13 protein-coding genes are annotated in these 14,593 nt (G+C 63.4%); 8 read left to right on the top strand and 5 right to left on the bottom strand.

The annotated features are described in order from the left end of the window. Positions 1 to 276: 276 nt before the first annotated feature. The 8 genes from purB (at position 277) to P3W85_RS28120 (ending at position 9,327) form a co-directional block, all read left to right on the top strand. Positions 277 to 1,653 carry an adenylosuccinate lyase gene (gene purB, locus P3W85_RS28155; protein ID WP_017226543.1) on the top strand — a complete coding sequence of 459 codons (1,377 nt, stop codon included), beginning with the start codon at positions 277 to 279 and terminating at the stop codon, positions 1,651 to 1,653. A gap of 411 nt (positions 1,654 to 2,064) precedes the next feature. Next, positions 2,065 to 2,655 carry a cytochrome b gene (locus P3W85_RS28150; RefSeq protein WP_276267160.1) on the top strand — a complete coding sequence of 197 codons (591 nt, stop codon included), beginning with the start codon at positions 2,065 to 2,067 and terminating at the stop codon, positions 2,653 to 2,655. A 113-nt stretch (positions 2,656 to 2,768) separates the two neighbouring features. After that, positions 2,769 to 3,341: a YceI family protein gene (locus P3W85_RS28145; RefSeq protein WP_017226545.1), complete on the top strand. Its 573-nt coding sequence runs from the start codon at positions 2,769 to 2,771 to the stop codon at positions 3,339 to 3,341. 67 nt (positions 3,342 to 3,408) lie between these two features. Then, positions 3,409 to 3,999 (top strand): YceI family protein, encoded by a 591-nt coding sequence (locus P3W85_RS28140; RefSeq protein WP_017226546.1) that lies wholly within the window; start codon positions 3,409 to 3,411, stop codon positions 3,997 to 3,999. Positions 4,000 to 4,425: 426 nt separating this feature from the next. Then, complete coding sequence (locus P3W85_RS28135; RefSeq protein ID WP_035811150.1) at positions 4,426 to 5,826, top strand: class I SAM-dependent methyltransferase; 1,401 nt, start codon at positions 4,426 to 4,428, stop codon at positions 5,824 to 5,826. A 12-nt stretch (positions 5,827 to 5,838) separates the two neighbouring features. Next, positions 5,839 to 7,176 (top strand): sensor histidine kinase, encoded by a 1,338-nt coding sequence (locus P3W85_RS28130; RefSeq protein WP_017226548.1) that lies wholly within the window; start codon positions 5,839 to 5,841, stop codon positions 7,174 to 7,176. Between the two features lie 7 nt (positions 7,177 to 7,183). Then, a complete protein-coding gene (locus P3W85_RS28125; protein ID WP_017226549.1) occupies positions 7,184 to 8,317 on the top strand; it encodes an ATP-binding protein in 1,134 nt (377 codons plus the stop codon). Further along, positions 8,314 to 9,327, top strand: coding sequence for a response regulator (locus P3W85_RS28120; RefSeq protein WP_276267159.1), 1,014 nt, complete (start codon positions 8,314 to 8,316; stop codon positions 9,325 to 9,327). Before P3W85_RS28125 ends, P3W85_RS28120 begins: the two co-directional genes overlap by 4 nt. Before the next feature lie 132 nt (positions 9,328 to 9,459). On the opposite strand, the gene secF is transcribed toward P3W85_RS28120, so the two are convergent. The 5 genes from secF to P3W85_RS28095 all read right to left on the bottom strand — a co-directional run. Next, positions 9,460 to 10,431, bottom strand: a complete 972-nt coding sequence (secF, locus tag P3W85_RS28115) for a protein translocase subunit SecF (RefSeq protein ID WP_017225956.1) — start codon at positions 10,429 to 10,431, stop codon at positions 9,460 to 9,462. Between the two features lie 97 nt (positions 10,432 to 10,528). Then, the gene (secD, locus tag P3W85_RS28110; protein ID WP_035809735.1) at positions 10,529 to 12,406 is read right to left on the bottom strand and encodes a protein translocase subunit SecD; all 1,878 of its coding nucleotides are present in this window, start codon (positions 12,404 to 12,406) and stop codon (positions 10,529 to 10,531) included. A 239-nt stretch (positions 12,407 to 12,645) separates the two neighbouring features. Next, complete coding sequence (gene yajC, locus P3W85_RS28105) at positions 12,646 to 12,975, bottom strand: preprotein translocase subunit YajC (RefSeq protein WP_017225958.1); 330 nt, start codon at positions 12,973 to 12,975, stop codon at positions 12,646 to 12,648. 215 nt (positions 12,976 to 13,190) lie between these two features. After that, entirely contained in the window at positions 13,191 to 14,321 is a 1,131-nt protein-coding gene (tgt, locus tag P3W85_RS28100) for a tRNA guanosine(34) transglycosylase Tgt (protein WP_276267158.1), read from the bottom strand. A 48-nt stretch (positions 14,322 to 14,369) separates the two neighbouring features. After that, the coding region (locus P3W85_RS28095; protein WP_276267157.1) for an S-adenosylmethionine:tRNA ribosyltransferase-isomerase at positions 14,370 to 14,593 on the bottom strand (224 nt) is incomplete at its 5' end.

Genomic DNA, 14,593 nt, shown 5'->3' with positions numbered 1-14,593 from the left:
CCGCGCCGGCCCATCGACGCCCCCACAGGGGGCGAGCCGCGATGGTAAAATGCCCGCTTTCTGCCGCGCCGCCAGTCGGCTGGTGCGCCTTATTGGTCTCATTTTTGCCGTGTTGGTGCCATTTCGGTGCCTCTTCGCTACTCTTGATCCGTTCCGGTCCCGTCACTGACCGCCTCGGTTCCCCAGGGGCGGCGCCCGGCCCTGTGCCCGCGTGCGGTTTGCCCGCACGGCCCACGCGTGCGTAACCACTTCCCCTTAGCCCTCCGGTCTTCCAGCATGTCTTCTTTCTCGCTCTCTCCGCTCACCGCCCTGTCTCCCATCGATGGCCGCTATGCCTCCAAGGCCGATGCGCTGCGCGAGTGGCTCTCGGAAGCGGCCTTCATGCGCAACCGCGTCAAGGTCGAAGTGCACTGGCTGATCGCGCTGTCGCAGGCCGGCCTGCCCGACATGCCGAAGTTCTCCCCGGCTTCCGAAGCGGCCCTGCTGGCACTGGTGGACAATTTCACCGAGGCCCACGCATCGCGGATCAAGGAAATCGAAGCGGTCACCAACCATGACGTGAAGGCGGTGGAGTACTGGCTAAAGGAGCAGGTCAAGGGCAATGCCGAGCTGGAAGCCGCCAGCGAGTTCATCCATTTCGCCTGCACCTCGGAAGACATCAACAATACCTCGCACGGCATGATGCTCAAGGGCGCGCGCGAAGGTGTGATCGTGCCGGCACTGCAGCGCGTGCATGCGCGCCTGGTGGAGCTGGCGCACGCCAATGCGCGCCAGCCGATGCTGTCGCGCACCCATGGCCAGCCGGCCAGCCCGACCACGCTGGGCAAGGAAATGGCCAACGTGGCAGCGCGCCTGGCACGTGCCATCGAGCGCATCCAGCGCGTGGAGCTGCTGGGCAAGATGAACGGCGCGGTCGGCAACTACAACGCTCACCTGTCGGCCTATCCCGGCTTCGACTGGGAAGCGTTCTCGAAGCAAGTGATCGAAACCCGCCTGGGCCTGACGTTCAACCCCTACACCATCCAGATCGAGCCGCACGACTACATGGCCGAGCTGTTCGACGCCATCGCCCGCGCCAACACCATCCTGCTCGACCTGAACCGCGACATCTGGGGCTATATCTCGCTGGGCTACTTCAAGCAGCGCACCAAGGCCGGCGAGATCGGTTCGTCCACCATGCCGCACAAGGTCAACCCGATCGACTTCGAGAATTCGGAAGGCAACCTGGGCCTGGGCAATGCGGTGCTGCGCCACCTGTCGGAAAAACTGCCGCTGTCGCGCTGGCAGCGCGACCTGACCGATTCCACCGTGCTGCGCAATATGGGCGTGGCCTTCGGCTACAGCCTGCTGGCGTACGAAGCCTGCCTGCGCGGCCTGGGCAAGCTGGAAACCAACCCCGAGCGCCTGGATGAGGATCTCGACAACTGCTGGGAAGTGCTGGCCGAGCCGGTGCAGACCGTGATGCGCCGTTTCGGCGTGCCCAACCCCTACGAGCAGCTCAAGGAACTGACGCGCGGCAAGGGTATTTCGCGCGAGGCGTTGCAGACCTTCATCGGCGGCCTGGCGATCCCGGACGACGCCAAGCAACTGCTGCTGGAAATGACCCCCGCGACCTATATCGGGCGCGCGGTGAGCCTGGCGGAGCGCGTGTGAGTTGAGGCATTCTCCGGGGCGTGGGACGAAGCCGGCAGGATGCGCCAAAACCGAGCGGAGTGACGACGGCTTGCCATTCCCGCAAAGATGTCCGATGGCCCAAAGAGAAGCCCGGTGCGAACGCACCGGGCTTTTTTCATGGCAACAGCTCTGTGTGTTCGCCAATGGCGCCCATGGCAGCGCACGGACCAATTTCACAAAAAAGCACAGACTTAGTGCATATGGCCCCGGCTTGCCACCCTCTGCGACGAAATGTCACTTCAAATGATTTGAATGATTCCATGAATTCCAGACTGTTCCGTATCCTGGCATAGGCTCAATAATGCGAGAATCCAAAGGGTGATGACGAGAGGCTTGCTGTCACCTTTTCGCAAAGATTATGAAACGCCCGCGACGGGCAAGGGGTCTTACATGCATTCGCAAGCCAATTCCGGCGCCGGCACCCGAGCCGCTATCGGCACGTCTTCCGCGGCCGGCTATGGCGCGACCGCCATCGGGCTGCACTGGATCATCGCCTTGCTGATCTTCGCCGCCTTCGGCCTGGGCCTGTACATGACCGGCATCCCGGGCCTGTCGATGCTCAAGCTCAAGCTGTTTTCCTGGCACAAATGGATCGGCGTGACCGTGTTTGCGCTGGCCGTGCTGCGCGTGCTGTGGCGCGCCACCCACCATGCTCCCGCGCCAGCGGCCGGCACGCCGGCCTGGCAGGCCAAGGCTGCAGGCGCGGCCCACACGCTGCTCTATGTGCTCATCGTGGTGGTGCCAATCACCGGCTACCTGTACAGCTCGGCGGCCGGCGTCCCGGTGGTCTACCTGGGCATCTGGCAACTGCCGGCGCTGATCGGGCAAAACGACGAGCTCAAGGAAATCCTCAAGCTGGCCCACATCTGGTTGAACTACCTGATGGCCGTGATCGTCGTACTGCACGCGGCCGCCGCCCTCAAGCACCAGTTCATCGAGCGCGACGGCACGCTGGCACGCATGCTGCCGTTTCTCAAGTAAGACATGTGCGGGGCCGCCGTGGCGGTGGGCAGGTTCCACCGCCGTGCCTCCCCGGTTTCCTCTCTGACTATTTGACCGAGGCCGAGAAGTCCTCTTAGCGACAGGAGTTTTTAATGAAACGCATTCCCCGCCCGAGCGCGCTCCTGATGGCGGCCACGCTGGCCACCGCCGGTATCGCCGCCAATCTCGCCTGGGCCCAGGTCGACGCCGGCAAGAGTTCGGTCACCGCCGTTGCACGCCAGATCGGTGTGCCGATGGAAGGCAAGTTCAAGAAATTCGATGCCGCGGTGGCGTTCGATCCCACCAAGCTGGCAAGCTCCTCGGCCAAGGTCGAGATAGATGTGTCCAGCTTCGAGATCGGCGATGCCGAGACCACCAAGGAGGTCAAGGGCCGCGACTGGTTCGACGCCGCCAAATACCCCAAGGCGGTGTTCCAGTCCACCAGCATCAAGGCCGGCGCCGCCGGCAAATACGAAGTGGTGGGCAAGCTCACCATCAAGGGCAAGACCCAGGATGTGGTGATTCCCGCCAGCTACCGCCAGGAAGCCGGCGGCCAGGTGTTCGAGGGGACGCTGCCGATCAAGCGCACCGTTTTCAATATCGGCGACGGCGAATGGAAGGATACTTCCGTGGTTGCCGACGATGTCCAGATCAAATTCCGTATCGTGACCGTGGCCAAGAAGTGAGCGCGCAGCGCTTGTCTTCCTTGCCATACCTTTGTTGTTCATCCCCAACTTTCTGCCGGGAGTTCTCATGAAACTGCGTACCATCCTAGCCGCTGTCGCGGCCCTGTCCGCCAGCGCCGCCGTTGGCGTCGCATCGGCCAATACCGTGACCTACAACCTCGACCCCACCCACACCTACCCGAGCTTCGAGGCCGACCATCTGGGCGGCCTGTCGACCTGGCGCGGCAAGTTCGAGAAGTCGAGCGGCGTGGTGACGCTGGATCGCGCTGCCAAGACCGGCAGCGTCGACATCAAGATCGATCCCGCCTCCGTCGACTTCGGCAACAGCAAGTTGAACCAGCACGTCAAGGGACCGGACATGTTCAATGTGGAAGCGTTCCCGGAAGCGACCTACAAGGGCAAGTTCTCCAAGTTCAATGGCGACGTGCCGACCGAGGTGGATGGCGTGCTGACGCTGCACGGCGTATCCAAGCCGGTCAAGCTGGAGATCCGCGAGTTCAAGTGCATCCAGCACCCGATGCTCAAGCGTGAAGCCTGTGGCGCCGATGCCGTCGGCGTCTTCAGCCGTGCTGATTTCGGCATCGACTACGGCGTGAAGATGGGTTTCAAGCCCGAGGTCAAGCTGGCGATCCAGGTCGAAGGCGTGAAGGCCGACTAAGGCAGCAGATATGCCGCTTCGCGCGGTCCGGGCCGGTCCCGGGCTGCGCCTGCGCGTGACGAAGAAAAGCCGGGGAGCGATCCCCGGCTTTTTTTTGCCCGGCGGCATCCCTGGCTGCGGCAGGCATGCTTACCGCAGGTTAAGTTGTCTGCACCTGACGCCCACAGTACAATGGTCCGCCAAGATTCAGTTACAGTCTCACTCAGTCACAGTCTCAGTCACAGTTACCAGGGTGTAGTCGCGTGCGTGCCTGCCATTCAAGGCCGCCCATGCCCGCAACCGATTACCGACATGTATCCCAGCAGTACCCCCTGATACTGGTCTAGCGTAGCGATCCATCGCCCTACGAGCTGTACCCGGCCAGTCGATATCCGATGTTGAACTGGGCGGTCGGCAGCGTTTCTCGGATTTCTCTGGCGCAATACCGTGTACTCCCAAACGCAAATCGATCCAGTGGTCAGTTTCCGCAACTCGCAGGGCGAGCAGGTGCGGGGCACAATCGTCAATCTCCAGAGAAAATCTCTGGTGATGGAAGTCTACAATCCCTATTCCATCGTGCAGGTCAGCGAGGTGCTGTCGGACCTGGCGGTCAAGATAGGGGCGAAGCACGCGTACTTCGGTAAAGCCGTGGTGATCAGCCTGGTGAATACCGGCCTGACCGCCGTGGTCTCGGTCACGCTGATCGAAGAATGGCGCGAGCTATCGGAAATGACCGGTGGGGCCAGCTCTGTCGGCACCGAATCGCGCGCTTTCGTGCAGGATTGGCAAGACCGCTTCCGTATCCGCCGCGACTACCAGATCGTGGTCAACGAGATGCGCGCGTTCCTCTCCGATGTCTCCCGCTGGGTCGAGCAGGTCGATATGACCACGGCCTTGCCCAAGGAAGGCGATGTCTTGCGGATGGACGTGTTCCAGGAACTGGCCTATCCGATCGGCGACCAGATCCGGCACTACTCGGCTTTGCTGGAGGGGGAGGCGCTGCAGGTCGAACCCGAGCTGGCGCCGGTGCACCGGACTTACACCCAGTCGGCGCTGCACCCGCTTCTGCTGCGGGCGCCTTTCGTCTTTCGCACCTACACCAAGCCGCTGGGCTATGCAGGCGACTACGAGATGGTGAACCAGCTGCTGTCGGACCCGCGCCAGGGACCGACTACTTACTTCCAGATCGTCAACGCAACCTTCCTGCAGTCCGCCGTGGCTGCTGCGCACCGCAACCGGATCGACCTCCTTGTCGACTATCTTGTGCGCATGGCGGAGCGGGCGCGTGCCGCCGGGCGGCCCTATCGTCTGCTCAATGTGGGTTGCGGCCCTGCGGTGGAGATCCAGCGTTTCATCAAGGAGTACCCCAATCCGGAATTGCTGTCATTCCAGCTGGTGGATTTCAGCGAGGAAACGCTCGCCTATACACGCAATCATATCGAAACGGCCCTGGCCAGCGCCGGCGCCAAGGTGCAGGTCGAGTACCTGCACCATTCCGTGCATGATCTCCTGAAGCGGCGCATCTCGCCGGACCCGTCCCTGCAGGAATTCGACTCGGTCTACTGCGCGGGCCTGTTCGATTACCTGTCCGACAAGGTCTGTGCCCGCTTGCTTAGCTACTTTGCCTCGCGCACTTATCCGGGCGGTGCTGTGCTGGCCACCAATGTGCATTCCAACAACCCTGAGAAATTCAGCATGGAACACATGCTGGAGTGGTACCTTATCTACCGGGATGAAGCGAAGATGGAAGCACTGTTGCCGCCCAATAGCCGCGATCCCCGCGTGTACGTCGATACTACCGGCGTCAACGTGTTCGTAGAGGCTACCGTGGCCGAGTTTCCCCTCTAGACCGGTGCACTCATGCTGAAAAAGGTCGCGAGCGAATACTCCAACTACGAATCCGAGTTGCGTGAATTCCGGCTGCTGAGCAGCAAGGCCGGGGCACTGACGGCGATCGTGCTGGTGATGGCCGGCGTGCTGCTCGACTATGGCATCTATCCGCACGAGCAACTGCGGTTTTTCCTGGCCCGGCTCGCCATTTCTCTGCTGATTGGCGTGATCTACGTGCTGCTGCCTACTGCTTTCGGCCGCCGTTTTGTTCAGCCCCTGACGCTGGCCTGGCTGATTTTGCCCCAGTTGATGATCGCGTGGATGATCAGCGTGACCGAGGGGGCTTCCTCCATCTACTATGCCGGGCTCAATCTTGTCATCTTTGCGGTTGGCATCGCGCTGCCGATGGGCATGTGGCAGACCATCGGCTTTGGCGCCGTAACGTACCTGTTTTACTTCCTGGCTTGCCTGATCAGCCCGTCTGGCTTGTCCGACCGGCCGCACTTTATTGTCAACTCGATCTTCATCCTGTTTTCAATCACGGCGAGCGCGGTTTACACGTTCTTTAATGAGCGGGGACATTTTCACCTGTTTCGCCTGAAGGAAGAGGTGGCACACAAGAACAGGGAGCTCGCGGAGATCAACCGTAGTCTTGCAGAGATCAAGGGCCAGATGCTGCAACAGGAGAAGATGGCAGCCATCGGTACGCTGGCAGCGGGCTTGCTTCACGAGGTCAACAATCCGGTCAATTTCTGCCTGATGGCTATCGAGGTTGCAATGGAGGAGCCGCAGGCCAAGGAGAATCCTTCACTGGAGGAGTGCCTGGTCGACGCCAAGCAGGGCATGCAGCGCATCCAGCATATCGTGTCGGACCTGAAGACCTTTGCTTACCGAAAGCCCGGTGCCGAGGCCGACGGCGTGCCGTTTCTGTTCGAGAAGGCGCTGGATTCGGCAACCCGCCTGACCGCGCATGAGCTGCGTGGTGTGGCTGTCACGCGCGAGCTGCCCAGCGACACGCTTGTACTGGGCGACGAGGCTGCCGTCATCGGTGTGCTGATCAACCTGTTTTCGAATGCTGCGCTCGCCATGCGCAAGGCCGGCACGCGTGATCCCTCCATCCGTACCGCTGTCAGCTGGGTGGGCAAGCGACTGCACGTCAGGGTGCGGGATAACGGGCCCGGCATCGCATCGGAGCATCTCCCGCGGGTATTCGAGCCCTTTTTCACCACGCGCGAGGTGGGACAGGGACTCGGGCTGGGGCTGTCGATCAGTTATGCCGTGATTGAGCGCCATGGCGGTGCCTTGTTTGCCGAGAGCGAACTGGGCCACTGGACAGCATTCAGTTTCGACCTGCCAAGAGCCGAGTGAGGTCCACATGAATGATCCCAGGCAGGCGCGGCCCACGCTACTCTACGTCGACGATGAGGAGATGGCCTGCAAATATTTCGCCCGGGCGGTGGGCAATGAATATGAGGTGCTCCTGGCCGGCAGCGCCGAGGAGGCCATCTCGATCCTGCGTGGCAAAGGTTCGCGCATCGCCATCCTGGTGACGGATTTCCGCATGCCGGGCCGCGATGGCGGCGACCTGCTGCGCCAGGTCGCCCTCGAATCCCCGCAGATCGTGCGCATCCTGGTGACGGCATACGCCGACAAGGACATGCTTCTGCAGACGGTCAACACTGGCGAAGTATTCCGCATCCTGGAAAAGCCCCTGGAACTGGGCCAGGTGCGCGAGACCCTGCGGCTGGCCGCCGAGCGCTATCGTGAGCGCACGGTACGCCACCAGCGGCTGGTGGCGATCGACGAAACGCTGGCCTTCCTGGCCCACGAGCTGAACACGCCGCTGGCAGCGATCGCAAATTTCGCGCGTGGTATCGAAAGCCGTATCGCGGCGGAATACAATCCGCAGCGCCAGAGCGAGATCGGCCAGGCGGCGACGTCGATGCACGACAACGCGCAGTATTGCCTGGCCGTGATTTCGTCCTTTTTGCAATCGGTGCGCAGTAACGGCAGCCGGGCCAGTCCGCAAAACAACACCAGTCGCGAGGTGACCGCCGGCACCCTGGTCGCCGCACTGCTCGATACCTATCCGTTCGCCGGGCAGCAGCGCGAGTGGGTCCAGGTCGAGGTGCATGGCGACTTCGCCGTGCACACGCTGCCCAATTGCGTCGCGCTGGTGCTGTCGTCACTGTTGTCCAACGCGTTGCGCGCGCTCGATGGCGTCGGCTCGCCTTCGCTGCGCTTCGTGGTGGCGGATGAACCCGATGCGGCGATCCGTATCTGCGACAACGGCCCGGGCATCCCGCCGGAGGTGATGGGGCGCCTTCTGGTGGACCCGGTCACCACGCATGCCGGTACCGGCGGCAACGGGCTGGGCATGATCTTCTGCAACCGTGTCATGCAGTCCTTCGGTGGTGGCATCCGGATCGAGTCGACGTCCGGGGTGGGCACCACAGTAACGCTGGATTTCCCCAATACCAAGAGTCGAATGCATAGGAGTAATCGATGAACGAACCGAATGCCACGCAGGCACCATCACCGGCGATTCTGTTCGTCGATGACGAGGCCACGGCCGTCAAGTATTTCCAGCGTGCCATCGGGGCCCTGGCACCGGTCGTGACCGGTGGCTCGGTGGAAGAAGGCAAGACGCTGCTGGATGCGCACGCCGACAGCCTGGCGGTGCTGGTCTCCGACCAGCGGATGCCGGGCGAGTACGGCAACGAACTGCTGCGCTACGCGCGCGAGCGCTATCCGCATATCGTGCGTATCCTGACGACCGCCTACTCGGAGATCGAACATACGGTCGCCGCGGTCAACGAAGGCCAGATCCATCGCTATATCAAGAAGCCATGGGATATCACCGCGCTGCGCATGGAGCTCAAGCAGGCGCTCGAGATGGCTGGCCTGCGCAAGGAGCGCGACCAGCTGCTGCGCGAGAAGCTGAGCGTGCTGCAAAAGCAGACCATCGCCGCGCGTATCGGCCTGATCCGCACCCTGTCGGCCAGCCTGATCGGCCCGGAGCGATTCCAGCCGGTGGATACCTACCTGGCCTCTGCCGCGCTGGCCGGCGTGCAGAATCCGGAGCCGGACTGGCTGCTGATGGACTACGCCGACCTGGTGGCGGCAGAAAGCCGGCGCAGCGGCAGCTTCGGCTACGCGGTGGCGGCGCAGCTCGCCAGCTTGCGCGCACGGCTTGCCGGACGCGGCGCCGGCGATGCCGTGGCGGCACTGGCCGAGGTGCTGGCCGAAGGCGAAGGCGAAGGCGAAGGCGCGGTGCGCCGGGATGGCGATGCGCTGGTATGGGGCCGGGCCGCCGCGCTGGGCGAGTACCTGGGCGAGCCGGTGAACAAGGACGTGTCCGCGCAGCATGCCACCTGGCTTGCCGGGCTATTGTGGCTGGACGAGGCCGGCGGTGCGTTGAAGGGCGGGCGCGAGGGCGATGCCATCGTCTACCGGGTCGCGGAGCGCACGGCCGAATTTGCCGCCGATCGGCTGGCGGTATGGATCGAGCAGTTCTGAGCGTTCCGGAGAAGGGCCGGCGGCATGTGCCGCCAGGCCCGATACGGGCCTGAGCGGCAAGACAGGCAAAATAAAAATGGGCACCCGAAGGTGCCCATTTTTTTATCGCCGGGAACGGTCCGGAGCGGGCCGTCAGGCCTGCGCGCCGTAGTTCGGGTCGTCGCGGTCGACGTCGCCCGGCTTCTTTTCCCCTCTGACCAGGTCCTCGCGCTTGACGCCCAGCCACATGGCCAGCGCCGCGGCGACGAACACCGAAGAGTAGATACCGAACAAGATGCCGACGGTCAGCGCCAGCGCGAAGTAGTGCAGGGTGGGGCCGCCGAAGAAGAACATCGACAGCACCATCATTTCGGTCGAACCGTGGGTGATGATGGTCCGCGAGATGGTGCTGGTGATCGCGTTGTCGATGATCTCGTGCGTGGTCATCTTGCGGTACTTGCGGAAGTTCTCGCGGATCCGGTCGAAGATCACCACCGATTCGTTGACCGAGTAGCCCAGCACCGCCAGGATCGCCGCCAGCACCGACAGCGAAAACTCCCACTGGAAGAAGGCGAAGAAGCCGAGAATGATCACCACGTCGTGCAGGTTGGCGATGATGCCGGCGACCGCGAACTTCCACTCGAAGCGGAAGGACAGGTAGATCACGATGCCGGCCACCACGCACAGCAGAGCCAGCAGGCCATCGGTGGCCAGTTCCTTGCCCACCTGCGGGCCGACGAACTCGACACGTTGGAGCTTGACGTCAGGCGCGGCGGCCTGCAGCGCGCCCATCACCTGCTCGCTCTGCTGGGCCGAGGTGACGGGCTTGCCGTCCGGGCCCTTTTGCAGCGGCAGGCGGATCATCACATCGCGCGAGGTGCCGAAGTTCTGCACCTGCACGTCGCTGTAGCCGAGCTTGCCGACCTGGCCGCGGATATGCTCGAGATCGGCCGGCTGCTGGTAGTTGATCTCCATCACCGTACCGCCGGTGAATTCGATCGACAGGTGCAGGCCCTTGTGCGCGAGGAAGAATACGGCCGCGGCAAACGTCAGGAAGGAAATCACGTTGAAGACCAACGCGTGCTTCATGAACGGAATGTCGCGCCGGATGCGGAAGAATTCCATGTTGAATCCTGTTTTATACGGCAGCTGTGCTGCTGTTTTGTACTGCAGATCTATGCTGGTTGGCTGCCGCGCGCCCGGCGTACGGCAGCCATGATGCCTACTTGGCGATGGTGCCCTGGCTGTCCGAGCCCGGCTTCCAGATCTGGCCGATCGCCACGCTCTGCAGCTTCTTCTTGCGGCCGTACCAGAGGTTGACCAGGCCGCGGTTGAAGAACACCGCAGAGAACATCGAGGTCATGATGCCCAGGCAGTGCACCACGGCGAAGCCGCGCACCGGGCCCGAGCCGAAGGCCAGCAGCGCCAGGCCGGCGATCAGCGTGGTCACGTTGGAGTCCAGGATGGTGGCCCAGGCGCGGTCAAAGCCGGTGGCGATCGCCATCTGCGGCGAGGCGCCGGCGCGCAGTTCTTCGCGTACCCGCTCGTTGATCAGCACGTTGGCGTCGATGGCCATGCCGAGCACCAGCGCGATAGCGGCGATGCCGGGCAGCGTCAGCGTGGCCTGCAGCATCGACAGCACCGCCACCAGCAGCAGCAGGTTGATGGCCAGCGCGGCCACCGAGAACACGCCAAACAGCATGTAGTACAGCATCATGAAGACGGCGATGGCGGCGAAGCCGTACGCTACCGAATCAAAGCCCTTCTTGATGTTGTCCGCGCCCAGCGACGGGCCTATGGTGCGTTCCTCGATGATTTCCATCGGAGCGGCCAGCGAGCCGGCGCGCAGCAGCAGGGCCAGGTCGTTGGCGGCTTCGGTGGAGTAGGAGCCGGTGATCTGGAAGCTGGAGCCGAGTTCGGACTGGATGGTGGCAACGGTCAGGACCTCGCCCTTGCCCTTCTCGAACAGCACGATGCCCATCGGCTTGCCGATGTTCTCGCGGGAGATATCGCGCAGCACGCGGCCGCCCTGGGCGTCCAGCTTGATATTGACCGAGGGGCGCTGGTTCTGGTCGAAACCGGCCGAAGCGCTTTCGATGCGGTCGCCGGTGAAGATGACCTGCTTCTTGAGCACCACCGGGGCGCCGTTGCCCTGCGTGAACAGCTCGCTGCCGAAGGGGATCGGGTCGCCCGGGCGCGGGTTGCGCGGTGCGTCGGGGTCGGCCAGGCGGGCTTCCAGCGTGGCGGTACGGCCGATGATGTCCTTGGCCTTGGCGGTGTCCTGCACGCCCGGCAGCTGCACCACGATGCGGTCGGCGCCTTGCTGCTGGATCACCGGCTCGCTCACGCCGAGTTCGTTGACCCGGTTGTGCAGGGTGGTGACGTTCTGCTTGACCGCCGCATCCTGCACCGCCTTGCGGGCGGCGTCGGTGAACACGCCGGTGATATTGTTGTCGTCCGGGGCGAATGCCAGTTCGCGCAGGTTGTCGGCCAGGATGGCGCGCGCCTTGGCCGCGTCATCGGCGTTATTGAAACGCACCGTCAGGCGTTCGCCGTCGCGGTCGATGCCGCCGTGGCGGATGCCCTTGTCGCGCAGCAGGGTGCGGGCGTCGCCGGCCAGGCTGTCGAGCTTCTTGTCGACCGCGCCCTTCATGTCCACCTGCAGCAGGAAGTGCACGCCGCCGCGCAGGTCCAGGCCCAGGAACATCGGACGCGCAAAGAAGGGGGCGGAGCTGAGCCAGCGCGGCGAACCCGACAGCAGATTGAGCGCGACCACGTAGGTGGCGTCATTGGGGTCGGGGTTGAGCGCGCGGTTCAGGACGTCCTTTGCCTTGAGCTGCTCGTCGGTCGTGCGAAAACGCGCCTTGACCGAACCGGACTGGCCGCTCATGTCGAAGAACATGCCGTCGGGCTGCAGGTTGTTCTGCGCCAGGATCTGTTCGACCTGCTTCTGCATGGACAGGTCGACCTTGACCGTGGCCTTGCCGGAGGAGACCTGCACGGCGGGCGCCTCGCCGAAGAAATTCGGCAGCGTATAGGTGATGCCGATGGCCAGCGCCACCAGGATCACGAGGTATTTCCAAAGCGGATAACGATTCATCTTTGGCCAGTCGTTCTTCGGTTGGCGGGGCCGACGTTACCGTCAGCGGGAGAGTTGGCACCACCGCACCGGTTGGCAAACAGCCGCCTGGCATCCACGGATAACCCGGGCTGGATCAGGCGGCTGCAGGGGCACGCGCGCTATAGGCGTGCCGGGAAGGGCGAAAAAGCAGGCAAACGGGGCGGGAAAGGATCGGAAAAGCCGGCGTACGGCAACGATTCCGCCCGCTATCCCGATGCTTAGAGCGACTTCAGCGAGCCCTTGGGCAGCACCGTGGTCACTGCGCTCTTCTGTACCGTGATCTCGGTGCCTGCAGCGATCTCAACCGTTACGTATTGCTCGTTCACCTTGGTGACGCGGCCCAGGATGCCGCCAGCGGTGACGATTTCGTCATTCTTGGCCAGGGCTTCCAGCATTGCCTTGGATTCCTTCTGGCGCTTCATCTGCGGGCGGATCATGATGAACCACAGCACCGCGAACATCAGGATGATAGGCAGGAAACTCATCAGGCCACCCGCCGCGCCGCCGGTGACACCGGCAGTCTGGGCAAATGCGTTAGAAATCAGCACGTTGCTTCTCCGTCACAAAGTCAGTCAGTTAATCAGTTATTCTACCACCCGCTTGCAACCGCACCGCATGCCGGATAAGGGCAAATGCCGTGGTTTACGGGTTTGTTCGGAGCGCCTTGGGCGCCGCTTGCGGCAACAGGGCACCGTTATTCGACCGGAGTCCGGCAGAAAGTTCACGCCGGCGCCGGTAGTCCCGGGCGGTGCCCCGCCGCAGCCTATTGCGGGCCGCGTGCGCGGTCGGCGGCGAAGCGGGCGCGGAAGGCCTCGAAGCGGTGCTGTTCGATGGCTTCGCGCATCTCGCTCATCAACTGCAGGTAGTAGTGCAGGTTATGGATGGTGTTCAGGCGCGCGCCGAGGATCTCGCCGACCCGGTGCAGGTGGTGCAGATAGGCGCGCGAGAAGTTGCGGCAGGTGTAGCAGCCGCAGCTCTCATCCAGCGGACGCGTGTCGTTGCGGTGAACGGCATTCTTGATCTTGACGTCGCCAAAGCGCGTGAACAGCCAGCCGTTGCGGGCATTGCGGGTGGGCATCACGCAGTCGAACATGTCGACGCCCGCCGCCACGCCGGCCACCAGGTCTTCGGGCGTGCCCACGCCCATCAGGTAGTGCGGCTTGTGGGCGGGCAGGCGCGGTGCCACGTGCTCCAGCACGCGCATCATGTCTTCCTTGGGCTCGCCAACCGACAGCCCGCCGATGGCATAGCCGTGGAAGTCCAGCTCCGACAGGCCGGCCAGCGACTCGTCGCGCAGGTCTTCGAACATGCCGCCCTGGACGATGCCGAACAGCGCGTTGGGATTGGCCAGGCGGTTGAATTCGTCGATGGAACGCTTGGCCCAGCGCAGGCTCATGCGCATGGAGATCGCCGCTTCCTGGTGGGTGGCGGGGCGCCCCTCGATCTCATACGGCGTGCACTCGTCGAACTGCATCACGATGTCGGAGTTCAGCGTGCGCTGGATCTGCATCGAGATCTCGGGCGACAGGAACAGCTTGTCGCCGTTGACGGGCGAGGCGAAGGTCACGCCATCTTCGGTGATCTTGCGCAGCGCGCCCAGCGAAAACACCTGGAATCCGCCCGAGTCGGTCAGGATCGGCTTGTTCCAGCCCATGAAGCGGTGCAGGCCGCCGTGGCTCTCGACCACCTCCAGCCCCGGGCGCAGCCACAGGTGGAAGGTGTTGCCCAGGATGATCTGCGAGTCGATCTCGTTGAGTTCGAGCGGCGACATCGCCTTGACCGAGCCGTAGGTGCCGACCGGCATGAAGATCGGGGTCTCGACCACGCCGTGGTTGAGGGTGACGCGGCCGCGGCGGGCATTGCCATCGGTGGTGAGCAGTTCGAAGTTGAGCATGGCGGGAATCTGGTTCGGGCTGGCGGGTTGGCGCTGGCGCGGGGGCGCTCAGGCCTGAGGCTGGGGCTGGCGCGTCAGCAGCATGGCGTCGCCGTAGCTGAAGAAGCGGTAGCGCTCGGCCACCGCGTGGCGGTAGGCGGCACGGATGGGCTCCACCCCGGCCAGCGCCGACACCAGCATCAGCAGGGTCGACTTGGGCAGGTGGAAATTGGTGATGAGGGCATCGACCACGCGGAAACGGTAGCCGGGCGTAATAAAGATGTCGGTATCGC

Source organism: Cupriavidus basilensis (assembly GCF_029335485.1).
GTDB lineage: Bacteria > Pseudomonadota > Gammaproteobacteria > Burkholderiales > Burkholderiaceae > Cupriavidus > Cupriavidus basilensis_E.
The sequence above is the reverse complement of the archived record's forward strand: the minus strand, read 5'-3'. Positions and strand labels throughout refer to the sequence as shown.

Excerpts from the sequence above, each read along its gene's own strand:
- purB (WP_017226543.1), top strand. The coding sequence starts at position 277 with ATGTCTTCTTTCTCGCTCTCTCCGCTCACCGCCCTGTCTCCCATCGAT.
- P3W85_RS28150 (WP_276267160.1), top strand. The coding sequence starts at position 2,065 with ATGCATTCGCAAGCCAATTCCGGCGCCGGCACCCGAGCCGCTATCGGC.
- P3W85_RS28145 (WP_017226545.1), top strand. The coding sequence starts at position 2,769 with ATGAAACGCATTCCCCGCCCGAGCGCGCTCCTGATGGCGGCCACGCTG.
- P3W85_RS28140 (WP_017226546.1), top strand. The coding sequence starts at position 3,409 with ATGAAACTGCGTACCATCCTAGCCGCTGTCGCGGCCCTGTCCGCCAGC.
- P3W85_RS28130 (WP_017226548.1), top strand. The coding sequence starts at position 5,839 with ATGCTGAAAAAGGTCGCGAGCGAATACTCCAACTACGAATCCGAGTTG.
- P3W85_RS28125 (WP_017226549.1), top strand. The coding sequence starts at position 7,184 with ATGAATGATCCCAGGCAGGCGCGGCCCACGCTACTCTACGTCGACGAT.
- P3W85_RS28120 (WP_276267159.1), top strand. The coding sequence starts at position 8,314 with ATGAACGAACCGAATGCCACGCAGGCACCATCACCGGCGATTCTGTTC.
- secF (WP_017225956.1), bottom strand. The coding sequence starts at position 10,431 with ATGGAATTCTTCCGCATCCGGCGCGACATTCCGTTCATGAAGCACGCG.
- secD (WP_035809735.1), bottom strand. The coding sequence starts at position 12,406 with ATGAATCGTTATCCGCTTTGGAAATACCTCGTGATCCTGGTGGCGCTG.
- tgt (WP_276267158.1), bottom strand. The coding sequence starts at position 14,321 with ATGCTCAACTTCGAACTGCTCACCACCGATGGCAATGCCCGCCGCGGC.